The organism is Peptoniphilus sp. KCTC 25270 (assembly GCF_021012875.1).
Taxonomy (GTDB): domain Bacteria; phylum Bacillota; class Clostridia; order Tissierellales; family Peptoniphilaceae; genus JAJMZJ01.
On record NZ_JAJMZJ010000002.1, the window covers coordinates 191,787 to 212,361 of the forward strand.

Annotated in this window: 17 protein-coding genes and 1 tRNA gene; 4 read left to right on the forward strand and 14 right to left on the reverse strand. The window is 38.1% G+C overall.

Going from position 1 to position 20,575, the window contains the following annotated elements:
- Positions 1-24: 24 nt before the first annotated feature.
- The 14 genes from LQU94_RS04800 to LQU94_RS04865 all read right to left on the reverse strand — a co-directional run bounded on the left by LQU94_RS04800 (position 25) and on the right by LQU94_RS04865 (position 15,752).
- Positions 25-100 (reverse strand) — tRNA-Thr (locus LQU94_RS04800).
- Positions 101-153: 53 nt separating this feature from the next.
- Positions 154-1,749 carry a potassium/proton antiporter gene (locus LQU94_RS04805; RefSeq protein ID WP_230696555.1) on the reverse strand — a complete coding sequence of 532 codons (1,596 nt, stop codon included), beginning with the start codon at positions 1,747-1,749 and terminating at the stop codon, positions 154-156.
- A gap of 38 nt (positions 1,750-1,787) precedes the next feature.
- A complete protein-coding gene (locus LQU94_RS04810; RefSeq protein ID WP_230696556.1) occupies positions 1,788-2,249 on the reverse strand; it encodes a methylated-DNA--[protein]-cysteine S-methyltransferase in 462 nt (153 codons plus the stop codon).
- A 34-nt stretch (positions 2,250-2,283) separates the two neighbouring features.
- Positions 2,284-4,410: a polyphosphate kinase 1 gene (gene ppk1, locus LQU94_RS04815; RefSeq protein WP_230696557.1), complete on the reverse strand. Its 2,127-nt coding sequence runs from the start codon at positions 4,408-4,410 to the stop codon at positions 2,284-2,286.
- On the reverse strand, positions 4,411-5,319 hold the full coding sequence (locus tag LQU94_RS04820; RefSeq protein WP_230696558.1) for an exopolyphosphatase: 909 nt from the start codon (positions 5,317-5,319) through the stop codon (positions 4,411-4,413).
- Positions 5,320-5,336: 17 nt separating this feature from the next.
- A complete protein-coding gene (locus LQU94_RS04825) occupies positions 5,337-6,935 on the reverse strand; it encodes an ABC-F family ATP-binding cassette domain-containing protein (protein WP_230696559.1) in 1,599 nt (532 codons plus the stop codon).
- Between the two features lie 463 nt (positions 6,936-7,398).
- Positions 7,399-8,319: a 2-dehydropantoate 2-reductase gene (locus LQU94_RS04830; RefSeq protein ID WP_230696560.1), complete on the reverse strand. Its 921-nt coding sequence runs from the start codon at positions 8,317-8,319 to the stop codon at positions 7,399-7,401.
- A 100-nt stretch (positions 8,320-8,419) separates the two neighbouring features.
- The gene (acdB, locus tag LQU94_RS04835) at positions 8,420-9,553 is read right to left on the reverse strand and encodes a putative isocaproyl-CoA dehydrogenase AcdB (protein ID WP_230696561.1); all 1,134 of its coding nucleotides are present in this window, start codon (positions 9,551-9,553) and stop codon (positions 8,420-8,422) included.
- Positions 9,554-9,566: 13 nt separating this feature from the next.
- Positions 9,567-10,691: a 2-hydroxyacyl-CoA dehydratase subunit D gene (locus tag LQU94_RS04840; RefSeq protein WP_230696562.1), complete on the reverse strand. Its 1,125-nt coding sequence runs from the start codon at positions 10,689-10,691 to the stop codon at positions 9,567-9,569.
- Positions 10,688-11,899 (reverse strand): 2-hydroxyacyl-CoA dehydratase subunit D, encoded by a 1,212-nt coding sequence (locus LQU94_RS04845; protein ID WP_230696563.1) that lies wholly within the window; start codon positions 11,897-11,899, stop codon positions 10,688-10,690. Before LQU94_RS04845 ends, LQU94_RS04840 begins: the two co-directional genes overlap by 4 nt.
- Positions 11,900-11,908: 9 nt before the next feature.
- On the reverse strand, positions 11,909-12,691 hold the full coding sequence (locus LQU94_RS04850; protein ID WP_230696564.1) for an acyl-CoA dehydratase activase: 783 nt from the start codon (positions 12,689-12,691) through the stop codon (positions 11,909-11,911).
- 15 nt (positions 12,692-12,706) lie between these two features.
- Entirely contained in the window at positions 12,707-13,918 is a 1,212-nt protein-coding gene (locus LQU94_RS04855) for a CaiB/BaiF CoA-transferase family protein (protein ID WP_230696565.1), read from the reverse strand.
- A 24-nt stretch (positions 13,919-13,942) separates the two neighbouring features.
- Positions 13,943-14,950, reverse strand: coding sequence for an electron transfer flavoprotein subunit alpha/FixB family protein (locus tag LQU94_RS04860; RefSeq protein ID WP_230696566.1), 1,008 nt, complete (start codon positions 14,948-14,950; stop codon positions 13,943-13,945).
- Between the two features lie 13 nt (positions 14,951-14,963).
- Positions 14,964-15,752: an electron transfer flavoprotein subunit beta/FixA family protein gene (locus tag LQU94_RS04865; protein ID WP_230696567.1), complete on the reverse strand. Its 789-nt coding sequence runs from the start codon at positions 15,750-15,752 to the stop codon at positions 14,964-14,966.
- Between the two features lie 307 nt (positions 15,753-16,059).
- Between LQU94_RS04865 and LQU94_RS04870 the strand changes: the two genes are divergently transcribed.
- From LQU94_RS04870 to LQU94_RS04885, 4 genes are all read left to right on the forward strand, one after another.
- Positions 16,060-16,815 carry a FadR/GntR family transcriptional regulator gene (locus LQU94_RS04870; protein WP_230696568.1) on the forward strand — a complete coding sequence of 252 codons (756 nt, stop codon included), beginning with the start codon at positions 16,060-16,062 and terminating at the stop codon, positions 16,813-16,815.
- A gap of 275 nt (positions 16,816-17,090) precedes the next feature.
- On the forward strand, positions 17,091-18,116 hold the full coding sequence (locus LQU94_RS04875; RefSeq protein ID WP_230696569.1) for a branched-chain amino acid aminotransferase: 1,026 nt from the start codon (positions 17,091-17,093) through the stop codon (positions 18,114-18,116).
- A gap of 172 nt (positions 18,117-18,288) precedes the next feature.
- Complete coding sequence (rsxC, locus tag LQU94_RS04880; RefSeq protein ID WP_230696570.1) at positions 18,289-19,596, forward strand: electron transport complex subunit RsxC; 1,308 nt, start codon at positions 18,289-18,291, stop codon at positions 19,594-19,596.
- Positions 19,593-20,555 carry an RnfABCDGE type electron transport complex subunit D gene (locus tag LQU94_RS04885; RefSeq protein WP_230696571.1) on the forward strand — a complete coding sequence of 321 codons (963 nt, stop codon included), beginning with the start codon at positions 19,593-19,595 and terminating at the stop codon, positions 20,553-20,555. The genes rsxC and LQU94_RS04885 overlap by 4 nt, the downstream gene beginning before the upstream one ends.
- Positions 20,556-20,575: the final 20 nt, after the last annotated feature.

The following is a 20,575-nucleotide window of genomic DNA, read 5'->3' on the forward strand; positions in this document are numbered from 1 at the left end:
CAGCCATCTCTGGCTGTTTTTTATTGGAGCTAACGACGGGATTTGAACCCGTGACCTCTACATTACCAATGTAGTGCTCTACCTACTGAGCTACGATAGCATGACACTGAATCTATTATATGAGATTCAGTGTTTTTTTGTCAAGTAAATCCGTTAGATTTCGGAGAATAACTCCTCTTTTTCTTTGGTATAGAGAACTTTGTCTCCTTCTTGAATAACGGTATTTCCCGTAGGAACAACAATTTCTTTCCCCCGTTGAATCATAAGTATCAGCTGGCTAGAAGTTAGGCCTAAATCACGGATGCTTTTATCAATCCATGGATTGCCTGGATTGATGGTAAACTCCAACAGCTCATCTCCTAAGCTATCAAAATAGGTCTCCCCGCCTATAATAATTATATCCCCTTCTAAAATTTCTGTATTTCCATGGGGGACAATGGTTTTTCCGTTGCGAATCATTTTCGCTACAATAAAGTCGAAAGTTAAGTTCAAATCTTTTACTTTTGTTCCATACAAATTATCATTATGGATTCTTGTTTGAATAAATCCAATATCCGATTTGTCTTGGTAATAGTTAAATGTTTTTAATACCGTATCGTTAGGATCTAACATGTCCCATTTTCTAACGAGACTAGGCATAAGTGACCCTTGGATTAAACTAGATAATATACAGATTCCAAAAACAATGTGATAAATATCCATTGTCAATCGCACCCTGGAGTTGATTACCATAATGGCAAAAGCGATGGCCGCCGCTCCCCTAAGACCTGCCAGTGAAAGGGTTAAAATTTGGTTGTTTTTGGCTCCAAAAGGTTTCATTAACAAAACAACCGCAAGAGGACGAATCACTAACGTCATCACTACCATAATAATCAAGGCAATTGGCATGGCTTTGATTAAAAGATCTATTTCCGATAACAATCCCAATAAGAAGAAAAGGCCAATTTGCATCATTTCGGTTAAGCCGTCAAAGAAAAATACCGTCTCTCGTTTCCCTTTGTATTCATAACTTCCAATAATAATTCCAAATAAATAAATGGCCAAAAATCCATTTCCTTCAAAGATAACCGCTAAAGCATAGGTGGCAATGGCCATGGCAGAGACGAAAACAGAAAACAAACCTTCTTGGCTAAAGTCGATTTTCTGAATGATTTTTACAAATATAAATCCCATTCCTGCACCAAATCCAACGGCAAAAAACAATTGCTTGGCCACCAATAGTGGAACCGAAATTTCTCCTCCTAATAGCAGAGAAAGAAAAATCATAGTCATCGTATAGGCCGTCGGGTCATTGGAACCCGATTCTAGTTCCAAAATTGGCGCCGTATTGTATTTTAGATTCAAATTTTTGCTTTGCAAAATTGAAGACACACTGGCGTAGTCTGTAGATCCGACAACAGACCCTAAAAGCAATCCTTCAATTAAAGGAAATCCTAATGCATAATGGGCAAATAGTCCCGTAGCTACAGCTGTAAAGACTACGCCTAAGCTACTTAAAATAATACTCTGTTTCAAAACGGGTTTTCCCATTTTTACATTGGTACCAAATCCCCCGTAAAACATAATTACCATAAGGGCTAATGTGGATACGTCTTCTACCAAGTCAAAATCATGGAACTCTACCCCAAATGTGGTAAAGCCGATTCCCAAAAGGAAGAACAACAACAAAGAGGGGATCCCATGACGATTGGAAAATCGTATGGCCAAAAGAGCCAAAATCATAATAATCGCGGGTAATAGTAAAGCCATTCTGTTCCTCCTTCCTAAAGTTTATGTATACTATTTTATCATACTTTTTCTCCTAAATTCTTTTCCAATTCCAATAAATAAACTTTTTTCTCTAAACCACCGCCATATCCTACCATCTTTCCGTCTTTTCCAATTACACGATGACAAGGAATTGCAATGGAAATCGGATTTCGATTGTTAGCCATCCCAACTGCCCTTGCCCCTTTTGGATTTCCGATTTCTTTTGCAATCTCTCCATAAGACTTTGTTTCCCCATAAGGAATTTTTTCCAATTGAGTCCAAACTTTTTTCTGAAATTCAGTCCCTCTTGGCTGCAAAGGAAGGGAAAAATTCTTTCTCTTGCCTGAAAAATATTCTTCTAGCTGTTTCTTTGCTTCTTTTAACAAAGGAGTCCCGGGCTCTGTTTCCTCTTTCTTTACAAAATCTATACCAACAATCCATTCTTTTTCACTTTGAACTTCTAAAGTTCCAATTGGTGTATGCATCACAAAAGATTTCATATTCTCTCCTTTCAAAAAAAGCTAGAAAAATTTTCTAGCTTCTTGAAAAAAACTGTATAATCCGGCGAAGAAGAGAAGGACGTTTTGGGAAAGATTCTTTCTCTTCCTGTGGATCTTTTGCTATGGCCTGTTTCATAAAATATTCTTGGGCTATAAAATTTCTTTTGTTCTCTACTCGTCCATACCGTTTGGAAGGAAGAAGTTCTTGTAATTTTACATCATCTGAGAAGGAATCCTCCAAAAATTCCATTACCTCTTTTTTTCGATCCGAATCCAAAACTGGACAAGCCACTTCTACCCGGTTTCGAATGTTACGGGTCATAAAATCTGCTGAAGAAATAAAGACTTGGGCCTCTTCTCCCTTGCCAAATTGATAGATTCTATGATGTTCCAAAAAACGCCCTATAATGGAATATACTTTTACATTGTCTGTTTTTCCTACAACTCCTGGAACAATACAACAAATCCCCCGGATTAGCATCTCAATTTTTACGCCCGCTTGGGAAGCTTCTGCAATCTTATCGATTAATTTTCGGTCGGAAATAGAATTCATCTTTAGACGAATAAAACCTTCTTCTCCGGCTTTTGCCTTTTGGATTTCTTCGTTAAAGAGTTTATCTAACCCTTCTTGCATGGATTTTGGACTTACCAAAAGCTTTTTATACGTTCCGTTTAGCTCATCTATGGAAAAATTTCGGAACAAATTATCAATGTCTTCTCCAATCTCTTGATTGGCTGTTAAAAGAGCAAAATCTGTATATAAATTCGCCGTTTTTTCATTGAAATTTCCTGTGGCAACTTGGGAGACGTATTCCCAGCCCTCGCCTTTTTTCTTTGTAATCAAAAGAGTTTTACAATGGCATTTATAGTGAGAAAAACCATAGATAATCTTGCAACCTGCTTTTTCCAAACGAGAAGACCAAAGCAAATTGTTCTCCTCATCAAAACGAGCTCTTAGTTCCATTAATACAATGACTTCTTTCCCGTTTTCTGCCGCTTGAATCAAAGCCGCCGCAATTTTTGAATTCTTTGCGATTCGGTACAAGGAAATTTTTATAGAGTAAACCTCTTTGTCTTCAGCCGCCTCTTCCAAAAGCCGTAGAATTGGTTCCATACTTTCATAGGGATAAGATAGCAAAATATCTTTTTCCTCAATTTGCTCCATAATGGGCCGATTCATAGAAACATTTGGGTTCTTCCTTGGCGAAAAAGGAGGGTTACTATGGCGATTTCTAATTTTTTCTGGAAATTCTTCCATGGCGTCCATTAAAAATCCCAAACGCATAGGACTATAGGTCTCAAATATGCGGTTTTCTTTCAAAGAAAATTGTTTCATTAAAAAGGACTTTACTTCCTCCGTAGGACGTTTGTGAACTTCCACGCGAACGGGAGCAAGACGTTTTCTTTTTTGAAGAAGCTTCTTCATATGGCTTCGATAGTCTTCTTCCAATTCCAAATCATCCACTTCATCGAAATCAATATCTGCGTTCCGAGTCAAAGAAACATTATACCAGTCTTCTATAATATAGGAGCCAAACAAGCTCTCTGCAAATTCTGCAATCATCTTCTCCAAAAAGATGAAATTTTGGTCTCCTATAAAATAATACCGACGCAATTGATCCGGAATCTGAACAATTCCCATTTTTTTATTTATACTCTTGCCCTTTTCTCGCAAAACGAAAAGCAAAAACATTCCTAAATTGGGAATCTGAGGCAAAGGATGGGTTTTGTCGATGACTTGATAATTCAAGATGGGTAAAACTTTTTTATGAAAATAAATATCTACATCCAAACGCTCTTGTTCGGTCAACTCCCCCACTTCCGTTGAGCAAATTCCAATGGTTCGGAACTTTTCTCGCAATTCCCCGTAAATATGGTCCTTTTTCTGATACAAAAATCTCGTTTCTTCCATAATTCGATCCAGTTGTTCTTCTGGAGTCATTAAAGATTTATTGTCGATTACATCTTTTTTCAGATGAGATACATCGGTTAAAGATCCTACACGCACCATAAAAAATTCATCTAGGTTTGTATCAAAAATCGAAAGGAATTTTCCTCTTTCTAATAAAGGCGTCGATGCATTCTGTGCCTCATTCAACACTCGCTCATTAAATTTCAACCATGAAAGCTCTCGATTTTGCGTATAAGAAATATCAAACATCTAACCTCTCCTTAGTATGTTCTTATAAATATATCCTTCCCGAATTCCTGTCTGTGAAACCGAAACTTGATCCACATGAAAAAATTTTGCCACACGATACAGAATGCATAAGCCTGGCAACAAAGTATGAATCCGATCCGCCTTAATCTTTAGAATCTGGTTCATTTTTTCCTTATCTTCAAGTTCCAAAACACTTTGCATCAACTGCTTCAAATCGTCCACATCCATAATTTGATTCTTACGATCTTCTTTATAAAAGGCGTTATATAGCTTTAGAGTCGCCCGAGCGCTTCCCCCTACGGCACAAAGATGGGTAAAGCCCTCTCGAACAAAATCTTGACGAGATAGAGATTCTTTTAACTTTGCATCCATCGCCTTTCTCTCTTCTGTTGTAATAAACAAATCCTCCACAAATTCTTTATACACCGAAAGAGATCCCATATCCAAAGAAGCACTATCAAAAACCTTTCCTTTATGGAATAAAACGACTTCTGTAGATCCTCCACCAATATCTGCCAAAACTCCTGGACCGTCCTCTTCTATGGACTCTCGTGCACCTAAATAAGCCAAATAGGCTTCCTCTTCTCCACTTAAAAGAGAAATTTTCAATCCTAGCTTTTTCTTTACTCGATCAATAATCTCTTGAGAATTGGAAACATTCCGAATACTCGCCGTCGCAATGGCATGAATTTCCTTGATTTCATCAAAGTTTCCCATTAAAGAAGAAAAATCTTCCAAGGTATCCAGAAGAACTTCAATACCCTCTTCCGAAAGCCTTCCTTCTTCCCTATATCCAGCCAAACCAGCCGTTGCTTTTTCGTTAAAAAGATTCATCACCTTTTCTCCCTCAATCTTAAAAACCGAAAGACGAATGGTATTGGAACCAATATCTATAACACCATGAATCAAGAAAATCCCACCCTCTCTTATTCCTCTGTCGCAATGAATTTCTCAATATACTCTTCATAGGACATGGAAACATCGCGATAACTTCCATCGGGAAAAAATTCCACAATACGATTGGCCACCGAAGAAACAAATTGATGGTCCAAAGAAGTAAACAACAAATTGCTCTTAAAGTTAATCAAACCATTATTTACCGCCTCAATGCTCTCCAAATCCAAATGATTGGTTGGTTGATCAAAAATCAAAACATTTACCGGATCAATCATCATCTTAGAAAACATCATACGAACTCTCTCACCCCCAGAAAGAACATTGGCCTTCTTCAAAGCCTCATCCCCTGAAAACAACATCTTACCTAACAATCCACGCATTACAATCTCTGATTGATCCTCACTATATTGACGCAACCAATCAATCAACGTCTTATCCACTCCCTCAAAAAATGCATTGTTATCCTTAGGGAAATAGCTAGTTGTAATGGTTTGTCCCCACTTGAAAGATCCTTCATAATCATCCGTTTTTCCCATTAAAATCTCGAACAATTTTGTAATGGCAAGCTCATTGCCAATAAATCCAATCTTGTCTCCTTTGTTTACCCGAAGACTTAAATTATCGATTAACTTTCCATTTTCCCCATTGGAAGAAAGATTTTCAATGGTTAAAATTTCATTCCCCACTTCACGAGACAAATTAAACCCTACAAAAGGATAACGACGAGAAGAAGGACGAATTTCCTCAATATCAATCTTATCCAAAAGTTTTTTACGGCTTGTCGCCTGTTTTGATTTGGATTTATTGGCAGAGAAACGTTGAATAAAGTCTTGCAGCTCCTTCACTTTCTCTTCTTTCTTCTTATTTTGCTCCTTCAAAAGTTTCAAAGCCAATTGGCTAGACTCATACCAAAAATCGTAGTTCCCAGTTACCATATTGATCTTTCCAAAGTCAATATCCACCATGTGGGTACAAACTTCATTTAAGAAATAACGGTCATGAGAAACGATAATAACAACCCCTTCAAAAGTCGAAAGGAAATCTTGCAACCAAAGAACCGCCTTAACATCCAAACCATTGGTCGGCTCGTCCAAAAGCAAAACATCCGGATTTCCAAACAAAGCTTGGGCCAAAAGAACCTTTACCTTGTCCGATTCAATTAAATCCTTCATATACAAATTGTGTTGCTCCGTTCCAATCCCTAAACCTTGCAACAATAAAGACGCTTCACTCTCTGCCTCGTATCCATTCATCTCCGCAAACAAAGCTTCCAACTCTCCTGCACGGATACCATCCTCATCAGAAAAATCTTCCTTCATATATATCGCGTCTTTTTCCTTCATAATATCAAACAACTCTTGATTGCCACGAATTACTGTATCAATCACCATCTCTTCTTCAAAAGCATAATGGTCTTGGTTTAATTTACTTAAACGCTGATCTTTCCCCATAGAAACATGCCCAGTCGTTGGCTCTTTTTCTCCCGAAAGAATCTTCAAAAACGTAGACTTACCAGCCCCATTGGCGCCAATAATCCCATAACAATTTCCCTCATTAAAAACCAAATTTACCTCATCAAAAAGTTTTTTATCAGGAAACAAAACACTTACATTTGAAACTTGTAACATTGATTCACCACTTTCCTTATATTCAGTATCAATTGTAACAGAAAGAACCTTAAATTTGTGTAAAAACAAGAAAAAGCCTACGTAAGAAAGCAAAAATCCCGCAGTTTTTTCTACGGGATCTTTCTGTATTTTTGCGCACTTCGATAAAATACAGATTTTGTTGTTTTAATTTTAGGATTACAGATCGTATAGCATACGTTACTGTTGTGTTTTGCCTTCGTCTTGCATTGCAAAATCCAAGATTGGGGCAAGAAATCAATTATGAAATTCTTCTGAGAACAAAGGCAAAAGGCGTGGTGTTTGCTCAAAACATTGAAAAGGAGCAAAATTACAGCTTCTCTCGCCTTTCCATTGCCTATGTATTTTTAGTTAAATACCTGATGCACTAAAAGCACATCAGGTATTGTTTTTCTACACATTGTAGAATATTTTATATTACCTGTTTCAGGTTCTCAAAATAAACTTAGATTTTCAAAACGCTTTCCTTAGCGTGAACCAATTCTGTTAATAGTTCACAATATGGTGTTTCAATACCTAAGCGTTGGCCTTTAGAGTATACTGCTCCGTTGATGAAGTCGATTTCAGTTGCACGATTTTTTTGAACCAAATCTTGGTGCATAGATGGATAATGGTGTGCTGCCTTAATAGAAGATTCTTCAACATATTCTGCCATTTCTTCTCTGGTAACGTTAACACCTTCAGCAATAGCAACTTCATAGAATTCATCAATAATATGGTTTACAATTTTTAACCCTGCTTCGCTTGCAAATAATTCTTCAATTTTGCAATCTAATAAAGCACAAGTAGAGTTCATTGTTCCGTTTACTGCTGCTTTACGCCAAATTAGTGGCATTACATCTTCATTGTAGCTTGCGTTTAATCCTGCGTTGTCTAATACTTCTGCTACTTGACGTCCTACTTCTTCACCGCTCTTATCCAAACTTTGAAGGAAGATTGTACCAGTTCCTGCTAGGTTTGCATGTCCAGGTCCTACTAATGTTGCTAACCAAATGGTTACACCCAAAAGAATATTTTTTTCTGGAACGTATTGTTTCAATACGTCTTCGTGTCCTAAACCATTTAACAAGCAAAGAATTTTTGTATTTTCTCCAACAATCCCTTGAATTTTACCCATCATTTCTGGTAATTGCATAGCTTTTACCAATACGATAACTACATCAGCTTCTCTGGTAGCTTCTTCTGGACGCATCATTTCAACTTGTACAGTTTCTTCTACATCCCCTGTGATTTTTAGACCATTTTCTTTTACACAGTCAATGTGTTCTTGCCAATTGTCCAAGAAAATAACATCATTTCCAGCCTTGTGTAGGTTGTAACCCATTCTACATCCCATAGCTCCAGATCCAGCAATATAAATAAGCATTACACTTCTCCTTTGTGTTCCTTTCTAAAATAGTTATGCACTTACTTATGATAAAGAGGAAGAGAAATATAAAGTTATATTTCTCTTCTCTTGTATCCTATTACTTTAATAAATTTCCTGCTACTACCATTTTTTGAACTTGTGATGTTCCTTCGTAGATAGAAAGAATTCTTGCATCACGGTAAATTCTTTCGATTGGATAATCTTTAATGAATCCGTATCCACCGTGTAATTGCAATGCTTCATAAGCTACTTGGTTTGCTGTTTCTGCAGCATAGTATTTTGCCATAGCAGATTGCATTCCTGGGTTTTCCCCTTTGTCTTTTGTTTGTGCTGCATCGTATACTAACAAACGAGCGGCTTGAACTTGTGTAGCCATTTCAGCCAATTTGAATTGTGTGTTTTGGAAACTTGCCAATGGCTTTCCAAATTGAACTCTTTCTTTTACGTATTTTGTTGCTTCATCTAAAGCACTTTGAGCTACTCCAACGGCTTGTGCAGCTACCCCAATACGTCCTGCATCCAATGTATTTAACATGATGCTGAAGCCTTTTCCTTCTTTACCTAAAAGATTTTCTTTTGGTACACGTACGTTATCTAATACGATATCAGAAGTTTCTGTTCCACGAATACCCATTTTGTCTTCGTGAGCACCTACAGACCATCCGTCCCATTTAGATTCTACGATGAAAGTAGAGATTCCTTTGGTACCTTTGGATTTGTCTGTAACGGCAGAGATAATAGCGAAATCAGCAAATGGAGCGTTTGTGATAAAACATTTACGTCCGTTAAGGATGTATTCGTCTCCATCTAATACAGCTGTTGTTGCTGTTGCCCCTGCGTCAGATCCTGCTCCTGGTTCTGTTAAACCGAAACATCCGATCATTTCACCAGTAGCTAATCCTCTTAGGTATTTTTGTTTTTGTTCTTCTGTACCATAGTTTAACAATGGAAGAGCTGCCAATGAAGCACCGGCTGTAATAAATGTACCAGTTGATGCACAACGACGACTAATTTCTTCCATGATAATGGCATAAGATACATAGTCCGCGCCTGCTCCACCGTATTCACGTGGAATGATTGGACTAATGAATTGATATTTCGCTAATTTCTCAATAATATCTTGAGGCAAACCGCCTTCTTTGTCAGAAATTTCAGGATATTCTGCCATTTCTCTTTTTACAAATTCAAGTACGTTTTGTCTCAATAATTCTTGTTGTTTCGTAAAGTTCATTCGCGCCTCCCGCTTATAGCATTTCTGAGAAAGATTGGACTCTTGTCTTCACTTGTTCAGAACTATTATCTTGTTGATCTACATCAAATTCAACCACTGGGAATCCCGCATCTCGAATATCTCTCAAACAGATTGGCATATCGTATTCTTCAAAATCTGAGAATTTCAATAGCGCAAAGATTACCCCGTCGGCTTTTCTTTCTTTCGCCAATTCACCCACCATGATTCCTCTAAGTTTTTTAGGATCATAGGCTGCTGTAAATCCTTCGATGTCTCTCCATTGATTGGCGATTCTTTCCAAAGCATTTTCTCCATCAGCAGGAACGTCTGTGTTGTATTGGATGGATTCATGAGCCACCAAATCCCCTACAATTCTTAAGTTGTTGTCTTCTAAAGCTTGTAGTGTAGATTCGTCGTCTAAAATCAAACCAGTTGTTACAACGCGTTTGCCTGCAAATTCTTCTTCTGGAAGATTTTTTAATTCTTCGTTGATTTTTTCAACGATTTCTAAATGATCTTTTTTGTCCATAAAGTGTGCACTCTTATAAACAAAAGCACGTCCTCTATTATCTACTGTATTTGGATGAGATGCTGCTAATTCAGAGAAATCTCTCATTGCTTTGCGATGAGCATTGTATAAGTCAATGGCTTCTGCCAATGCTTCTTCTGTGATTTCTTTTCCTGCAATCTCTTCTAATTTTTTCTTAACGTCTTCTAATTCTGCTGTTAAGAATTTCACTCCACATTCAATTTTACGATTTTGTGGATATACAATAGAAATGAATGGAATATTTTTAACGCCAGATTTCCAGTTTTGACCAAAACTATTTAATGTATCAGACATACCTGGAATAATTACTGCGTCAATGTATTTTTCGTAAGTTCCGTTTAGGGCAAGTTCCATGTCCGCCATAATTACAGAAGCACAGAAAGCGGGGAAATATTGTTTTGCTAAGTCAATTTCTACTTTGTAAGATCCCCAGATTCCTACTGGCAACATTCCTGCTGCATAAACCAATTCTTCTGGTCCGTACAATGGAGCCATTGCAATTACTTTTCGATCTTCTTTGTATTTACCAATTACATCTTTTGGATTCAAAGCGACATCTTCGCATTGTTTTAATAGTTCCTTTATCATTTTGTTGCCTCCTCATTTTCGTCCATAACTTCAATCAAACCTTGAAGTCTAGTTTCAAATTGTGCTTTTGAGAAAGCTCTTGGATCCGCTTGGTCTCCGTCAAAGGCAGCGTATGGAAGTTGTGTATCTTCGTATACTCTACGTGCCATTTCTGGTTGGATAAAGCTCATTAATTTACAACTACGATTCAAGTGATAGAAAGTACCTACACAGTTACCATCTTCTAGAGATTGGTTTCTGTATTCAACCATCTTGTCCATGTTTACATTGTTAAACATAGAGCTGTAAGCTCTTGCCAATCCTGCTAAGTCGTTCTTTTCATATTCCAAAGCCCATGCATATGGATATACAGAACCAGTCATGTTTACACCATATTTTGCTAAAGATTTCATTTTGAAACCGATAGATGGCCAACATGGAATTCCTTCCATCATAATTCTGTATTTTTCTTCGCCGCGGAAAGAAGATTTTCCTTCTACTGCATTTTGTTTTAGTTCTTCGATCAATAATTCGAAAGCTTCTGTTGTTTCTTTCTTTCCTCTGTAACATACGATTACAGACATGTAAGTAAATAAATCAAATCCGTTCATTGGAGATGGATAGGTATCTTTAGAAAGTTGCATAGATTCTTTCCATAATCTACCGTTCTTTCCAGAGATTTCCATAACTTCTGCCAATCTTTCTGGATCAAATTTTGTTCCAGTCAATTCTTCCAATTGTTTAATACCATGTTCAAATTGACCTTTGAAGTATTCAATACGGCTTTCTGTAACTTCGTCTTCATTGTTAAATGGAGTATCGATCATAATTAGAGGAATATCTAATTCTCTCGCTAAATTTTCATACCATTTTACTACTTCGCTACAAATGTTATTACAGCAGCAAACAAAATCAGGTAGTGGCATGTTCAAGTTTTCAGATCCACCTTTTTCTAGGAATCCAAAATTTGTACGTGCATACGCGCACAAGTCGATGGAGTATCCTACGCCTTCTGCCGCTTCTTCTAAACCTAAGGCTTCTTTTTTCGCAGCCAAACCTGCCGCTTGGTTTTCAGGATAGCAAAGTGGTAAGCCAAAAGCTTCTACCAACTCTTGTGGGAATACAGAAGTAGACCAACCTACTGGGATTCCTTTTTCTTTTGCTTCCCAAGCCTCTTTGTACGATTGTGCTAACAAACTATTGATTTTGCTCATTGCGTTATCTGCCATTTTTACCCCCTACGCTTTCTGATTCTTTTCATAGGCGAAAACTGCCGCTCCTAAGGCACCTGTAAACTGTGCCAATTCAGGAACTTTAATTTCCGTCTCCAAACTACGCTCTAATGCTCGTACTACACCTGAGTTTTGCGCAACGCCACCAACCATGATGACCTCTTGTTCAACCCCCACACGTTTTACCAAACTTGCAACTCGTTTGGCTACGGAAATGTGAATTCCGGCCACTATATCTTCCAAACTTGCATCGCTTGAAAGATGTGAAATAACTTCTGATTCGGCAAATACTGTACACGTACTAGAAATGGATACCGGTGATGTTGCTTTTGCATCTAAGTTTCCCAGCTCGGAATTTTTTGTTTCCAAAACATTGGACATTACGTCCAAAAAACGACCCGTACCAGCGGCACATTTGTCATTCATCATAAAATTAATCATTCTTCCAGAAGCATCTAGTTTCATCGCCTTTACATCTTGTCCACCAATATCAATAATGGTCCGAGCATTTGGATATAAGAAGCTTACGCCTTTTGAATGGCAACTTAGCTCTGAAATTTGTTGATCATTTTCTTCTTTGTACTTCATTCTTCCGTAACCGGTAACAACGGTAAAGGAAATCTCTTCCAATGGGATTCCACTTTTTTCTTGCAACAATTCTTTTACCTTTTGCGGTCCTGTTGTACCCGTTCCAAAAGGTACCAAAGCATGTGTTACAATTTCTTTCCCATCCTTAAGAATAACCCCTTTTGATGCGGTAGAACCAAAATCCAATCCTAACGTATACATATTTTCCTCTTTCTATTACGCAATAACGTTCGCGTTTCTTAATTCTTCAATTTGTTCATCACTATATCCAAGTTCTTTCAAAGTTTCAATTGTGTGTTCCCCTTTCTTAGGAGCTCTTACGAAATCTTTGAAGCCTTGAGATTCAAACAATACTGGAGTGTTGTAAAGTACCCCTTCATTCCCACTTTCATAAGTGTGTTTGAACAAGTAGTCATTTGCCCAACATTGTTCATCATCTAGCAAGTCGCCAGGTGTTTGCAATTTTTCAAATGGGATTCCAGCTTCTGTTAAACGTTCTTTCCATTCAGCGAATGGACGTTTTGCAAATTCTTCTTCCATCATAGGAACGAATTCATCTACATATTTTACAGCGCTCTTTAATGTAGAATATTTTCCACCTTTGTATTCTGGTTTTTCGATTACGATATCACAGAATCCTGGGAACCATTTGTCATATTGGAAGAAAGCAATTTGTAACCATTCTCCATCAGCACATTGGAAAGTAGTGTTCAATGGATTTGGTGGATTCTTTCTTGAAATTGGCATTTCGTATCCATATTGTGCACTAACAATAGGAAGACCCATACCAAATACTGCAGTGTGGAATAAAGCAACACTTACTTTTTCTCCCTTGCCAGTTTGCTCTTTGCGATGCAAAGCAGCCAAGATACCAGCAGCTAAACTCATACCAGCATAGTGGTCACCAAAAGCAGCCGCTGTATTACATGGAGCGGTTCCTTTTTCCATAAGACCCATAGCTACCCCACCACGTGCAAAGTATGCAGTGTAGTCAAATGCTGGAGTATCTTTTGCAGGACCTTTTTCTCCATATCCTAAAAGATGTCCATAAACCAAACCAGGATTGATTTCTTTTAATGTTTCATAATCCAATTTAGATCGAACTAATGCCTTTTGACGAGTGTTTGTTAAGAAAATATCTGCGTCTTTTACTAAGTCATAAACAACTTTTTGTCCTTCTTCCGTATTCGCATTAACGACAATACCTTTTTTCCCAGCATTTTCGTTTTCGAACAATGGATTTTCGTCTTCATCTGTTGGAGCACACCATTGGATTCCTACGCCACGCATTGTGTCTCCGAAATCAGGTTCAATCTTAATAACTTCAGCACCCCAGTCAGCCAATAAACGACCACAGCAAGGACCTGCTACAAAGTTCGCAAACTCAATAACCTTTACGCCTTCAAGCATTAATTTTTTTTCACTCATTTGATTCATCGCCTTTCTTTAAGACTACATATCCTCTTTCAACTGTTTTTCTTTGCGAATGCGTTCTGTTAACTTAGGAACAATCGCATTCAAATCTCCTACAACTCCAACATCTGCTACATCAAAGATAGCTGCATTTTCGTTGTTGTTTACTGCAATGATTAAATCAGACTCTTCCATACCTGCGATATGTTGGATAGCTCCAGAAATACCCATTGCAAAATATACTTCAGGACGAACGGTTTTACCAGTTTGTCCAACTTGACGATCTTTTTCAATCCATCCAGCATCTACGTTGGCACGAGAAGAAGAAATTTCAGCATCCAATTCTTTTGCCAATTCTGACAATCCGTCAAATCCTTCAGGACCACCAATACCACGTCCACCTGATACTAAGATGTTAGCTTCTGTGATATCTTTTTTCTTACTTTCTGCTTTTTTCACTTCGCGAATGATAATTCCATCGCTAATGTCAGACAAGTCGATTTTTTCTTCGATTACTTCGCCTTTTGCGTTTTCGTCTTTGTCACAAGCTTGCATAACGCCTGGACGAACGGTTGCCATTTGTGGTCTATGGTTTTCACAAACGATTGTAGCCATTAAGTTACCACCAAATGCAGGACGAGTCATCATAAGGTTTTTGGTTTCATCTTCAATTTCCAAAGAAGTACAGTCCGCAGTCAAACCAGTGTGGATGCGAGCTGCCAAACGAGGAGCCAAGTCACGACCAATAGAAGTCGCACCAAACAATACGATTTCTGGCTCGTATTTGCGAATTACTTCAGAAAGACATTTCGCATATGGCTCTGTTAAATATTCTTTTAATTTTTCATCTTCAACAAGGATGACACGGTTTGCGCCATGTTGAATTAAGTTTTCTGTTTTATCTTTGATGTTGTGTCCAAAGAAAATGGCTGTAACTTCTTGACCTAAATCTTTTGCTAAGTCAGAGGCCTTACCTAAAAGTTCCAAACCAACCTTTTGGATTTCTCCATCGCGTTGTTCTACAAATACAAATACTCCGTTACTCATAGCATCCTCCCAACTAAATAATATACTTTTCTTTCAAAGTAGCTAAAATACGATCAGCCGCTTGATCTGCTGTAACATCTTTGATGAGGATACCTTGGCCCTTACCTTGTTTAGGATAAGATTTACGAACCTTTGTAGGAGAACCTTTCAAACCAATGTTTGCTACATCAATGTTGTCCTTAATGTCATCAAGACCCCAAACTGTGATCTCTTTATCATAAGAATCCCAAATGCCGCTTACAGACATGAAACGAGGATCTGTTGCTTCTGCCAATACAGTAAGCAAACATGGCATCTTCACTTCTAAAGTATGGTAACGATCTTCAAATTGACGTGTAACGATTAATTTATCGCCTTCTTTTTCTACGTCTTCCACGTAAGAAACTTGGTTAAGTCCTAAATGCTCAGCAATTTGAGGACCAACTTGTGCCGTATCACCATCGATCGCTTGACGACCAGTGATAATAATATCGTAATCTAAGTTTTTCAATGCACCGGCAATTGTAGTAGAAGTCGCCCAAGTATCAGCGCCTCCAAAAGCACGGTCTGTTAACAATACCGCATCATCTGCGCCCATTGCTAAACCTTCACGCAAAGCAAGCTCTGCTTGTGGAGGTCCCATTGTAACTACGGTTACGTTTGCATCATATGTATCTTTTAGACGCAAAGCAAATTCCAAACCTGCTTTATCATCTGGGTTGATGATGCTAGGAACACCTTCACGAATCAAAGTGTTGGTTTTAGGGTCCAACTTAACCTCTGTGGTATCTGGTACCTGCTTAATACAAACAACTATTTTCATACATACCTCACTTTCAAATTCTAATTGGATTTATATCCATGATATCATTTTCACAGTCCATGTCAACTGGTATTACCAAATTTTTACAGGAAAATAAATTTTCCCGTTTTTTCTTAAATATAATGACTTTTTCGTTCAATATCTTCATTGAAAACGCGAAGTAAATGGGAATTTTCCTTCTTTATTTCTATTTGTTCTAAATTTTGGTATAGCCAAAATGAAAACATTTCTTTATTTTTCTCAATCCATGCGATACAATCAATATAGAAAATCTCATTTCGAAAAATAAAGAGAAAGGAGGGACAACATGGAGCATATAAAAATCATAAATGACGAAACCTTAGAAAATCCTTTGGAAGAACGTCCACAATACTTAATCGTTGCAGAAGGGATTAAAAATAGTATTTTAATGGGAAAATTTAAGCTCGGTGATAAACTCCCTTCAGAACGGGAAATGGCGAAACATTTTAATGTTGGCCGCCCAACCATCCGAGAAGCGGTTCGTAGCTTGGAAATCTCCGGTTTACTTGAAACGAAACGAGGAAATGGAACCTTTATCACCAACCACACGCAAATGGTTATGTCAGATCACTTGCAACTCATTTCAAGCTTAAACAATGTCAGCGTTCGGGAAATCATCGAATATCGCGAAATGTTTGAAACAAAGACCGTTGCTTTGGCTGCAACTCACCGGGAAGAAGATGAATTGCCTGAATTATACGCTTGTTTGGAAGGTATACAACGTGCCAAAAATTACGATGAAGTAAGGGAAGCTGATTTTCGTTTTCACGAATCCATTGCCAAAATGGCCCATAATATCTTGATTTCAGAAAACTTCGCTGCTATGAATCATTTTTTCGAAGACTCTATTAACAATTCCGCTACAGAAATCCCAAATTTTGGGGAGACATACAAAGATATCGCTCATTATCACCTACCCATCTATGAATCCATTCGAGATCAAGACCCTGAAGTGGCCATGCTTTTTATGCGTCGCCATATGGATCGAATTTGGCATTTCCACGAAACAAAACAACTTTCTAAAAATACAATTCGGGAATAATTTTAAGACAGAGGCAAATGTTTTTCTTTGCCTCTTTTCTTTTTTCCTAGTCTTTGGATGGGAATATAATACGGTCTTACAGAAATTTTTTCTTTTTTTTACAAAAAATTTTTTTCTTCGGAAAACGATTGATTTTCTGCCCTTTTCCGTTGTTTTCTCCTTTCAAAATATAGGAATCCATTAAAAATATCATAATTTTTCTCTTCACAAAACTTTTTTTCGTGATATAATCAAGTCGTCAAATGATAGTTGTTTTATTCATGTAGGAGGTAAACATGGAAAAGAAAAATTTAGATTGGGGTAGCTTAGGATTTGAGTATACTGTAACTGACTATCGCTACATATCCGATTACAAAGATGGCAAATGGGGAGAAGGACAATTAATCGAAGATCCTAACGTAACAATGAGCGAATGTGCAGGCGTATTGCACTATTCACAAACTGTTTTCGAAGGATGTAAAGCTTATACTACAAAAGATGGCAAGATTGTTGTTTTCCGTCCAGATATGAACGCACAAAGATTGCAAGATTCTGCTGAATACATCGAAATGCCTGCTTATCCTGCAGACAAATTCGTTGAAGCGATTGATGAAGTTGTTAAAGCAAACGCTGCTTGGGTTCCACCATACGGAACAGGCGCTTCTTTATACATTCGTCCTGTAATGTTCGCAACTGGTCCTGTTATTGGCGTTAAACCTGCTGATGAATATCAATTCAGAATCATCACTATGCCTGTAGGTCCTTATTTCAAAGGCGGAGCAAAACCATTAACTCTTATGGTTAGCCCTTATGACCGTGCGGCACCACACGGAACTGGTCACATCAAAGCTGGTTTGAACTATGCTATGAGTTTACATGCACATCATGATGCTCATTCTAAAGGATTCGATGAAAATATGTTCTTAGATCCTAAAGAAAGAAAATACGTGGAAGAAACTGGTGGAGCTAACTTCTTATTCGTAACAAAAGATGGCGAATTAGTAACTCCAAAATCTGATTCTATCCTTCCTTCTATCACTAGAAGATCTTTAGTATATGTTGCTGAGCATGTATTGGGAATGAAAGTTACTACTCGTAAAGTAGAAGTTGCTGAGTTGAAAGACTTTGCAGAATGTGGTCTTTGCGGTACTGCTGCTGTTATCAGCCCAGTAGGTAAAATTGTAAACGGCGACGAAGAAATCTGCTTCCCATCTGGTATGGAAGAAATGGGTCCTGTTACTAAGAAACTTTATGATACATTAACAGGTATGCAAGCTGGTGAAATCGAAGCTCCAGAAGGATGGATTCACGAAATCTGCTAATCATTGACATTCGGGATAAGAAGTAATGCCCTTCTAAATTTCCCAAGTGAAATAAAAACACCTTACAGCCCCCCTGTAAGGTGTTTTTTGTTTGTCTTTCTTTTATAAATGGCTATTTTATGAAAAAAAAGGGTATCTAAATCTTAAGAGACTATTTTAGAAAGGACTTTTTATGCCTATATTTAATCGAAAAATTCACGGTGGAGTCCATGTTCCCAAAAACAAAGACGCCACAAAAAATTTACTTATCGAACTTTTGGAAGCCCCCAAAATCCTTTACTTTCCTATGAGCATGCATATAGGAGAAGATGCCAAACCTGTGGTAAAAATTGGAGATATCGTAAAGGTCGGCACAAAAATCGGCGAAGCGCAAGGAGGAATTTCTGCCAACATTCATTCTTCCGTTTCGGGAAAAGTTGTTGGAATGGAAACCCTCCCTTCTTTTCGTGGAGAAAAAACAACTCTACTGATTGAAAACGATGGAAAATATGAAGAAGAGACCCTCCCTCTTTTAACAAAAAACTCTTCTCCAGAAGAGTTCCAGGATCGCCTTAGAGAATCTGGAATTACAGGAAAAGGAGGCGCAGGATTCCCTACTTCTGTCAAATACGATCAGGAGAAAGAAAGCACCAAATATCTTGTTGTAAATGGAGCCGAATGTGAACCGTTCTCTACTACAGACCACCGAGTTATGGTGGAATTTGCCCAAGAAGTTGTGGATGGTGTTGGATTGATTTGTGACATTTACGAATTGGAAAAAGCTTATATTGCTTTGGAAAAACCTATGACCGAAGCCATTGCTTCTTTGGAAAATGCCATTTTAGATTCTGGTAGAGAAGATATTGTCATCCATCTTTTGGATGCAGAGTATCCTCAAGGACATGCAAATTTACAAATTGAAGAAGTCATCAATGTAGAAGTTGAGGAAGGAAAGAGGCCCGGACATTACGGCATTCTACAATCCAATGTTTCTACTGTAAAAGCTATGTATGATGCTTGTCTTTTAGGAAAGCCTCTCACCCACCGGGTTGTTACGGTTACAGGCCCCAAATTAAAAGAACCCAAAAACTTAATGGTACCTATGGGCACGCCTGTTTCTGTAGCCATTGAATCCTGTGGCGGTCTAGAAGAAGGGGAAATTCTTCCCATTAACGGTGGCCCTATGATGGGAAAATCTTTCGAAAATTATGATTTTCCTATTGATAAAGATACCACCACTTTGTTATTTATGGATCCTAAGGATTTGCCTAAGGAGACCCCTTGTATTCAATGCGCTCAATGTATTGAAGTTTGCCCGGTTGGTCTACAGCCCGTTCTTATTAGCAATAGCTATAAAGAAGATCGCGTTGACCTAGTACCTCAACTCCAGTCTGAATCTTGTATTTCCTGTGGATCTTGCACTTATATTTGCCCCGCAAGAATTCCTCTTTTGGAAAATATTCAAGCCCTTAACAACCAATGGAAGGAGGCCCAGTCATGAGTCTCATTGCAAAAGCCCCCTATTTTCGAACTCGTCGCTCAACGGATGTTATTATGCGAGATGTTTTAATCGCTTTAATACCCGTTTCTATTATGGCCATTGTAAATTTTGGATTCAAATCTCTATTCATGATTCTCCTCGGCATTGGCTCTGCCATTTTCTTTGAGTTTCTTGTACAAAAAATTCAGGGTAAAGAAACGACCATTAGCGATTTTTCTGCTGCTGTAACCGGACTTTTGGTCGCTCTTTCCTATCCAGTTACCGCTCCTTATTGGATTGTTTTACTGGGAACATTTATTGCCATTGTTCTGGTAAAACAATTACCAGGAGGACTTGGAAAAAACCGCCTAAATCCAGCCGTTTTTTCCCGTGTAGTTATTAAAATCACCCTAACTCCTTATATGACCAATTGGGTTACCCCGGGACCAGATATGGTGGCCACGGCAACACCATTGGAATTTATCGGAAACGGCCAGACCGATATTGCCCAAGGAGCTCCTCAAATGATGGATGTATTTATGGGAAACATTGGTGGAGGAATCGGCGAAACAACCAAGTGGGCCATTCTTCTCGGTGCTGCCTATTTGATTTTTCGAAAAGTTATTCACGGCGGCGTACCTCTTGCTACATTAGTTGGGCTTTTTGTTACCGCCCTTCTTTTCAGTAAATCCAATTACGAATACGCTTTATATCACGTTCTTTCCGGAACGGTTATGTTTGCTTCTGTATTTATGGTAACGGACTACTCCTCTTCTCCACTAAATCCCAAAGCCAAAATCTACTTTGCTTTGGCCATTGGAATTTTAACAGGCATCCTACGCTTTAGTTTTGGATTACCAGGAGGAATTGGAGCCGCTATTTTGCTTATGAACCTATGTACAGATTTCTTTGACTCAAAAGCCAATCCACGTGTATTTGGCTTCAAAGCCTCTAGAAAACTTCCCGATATTACTCGATAATTTTTCATAAAAAAAGACCA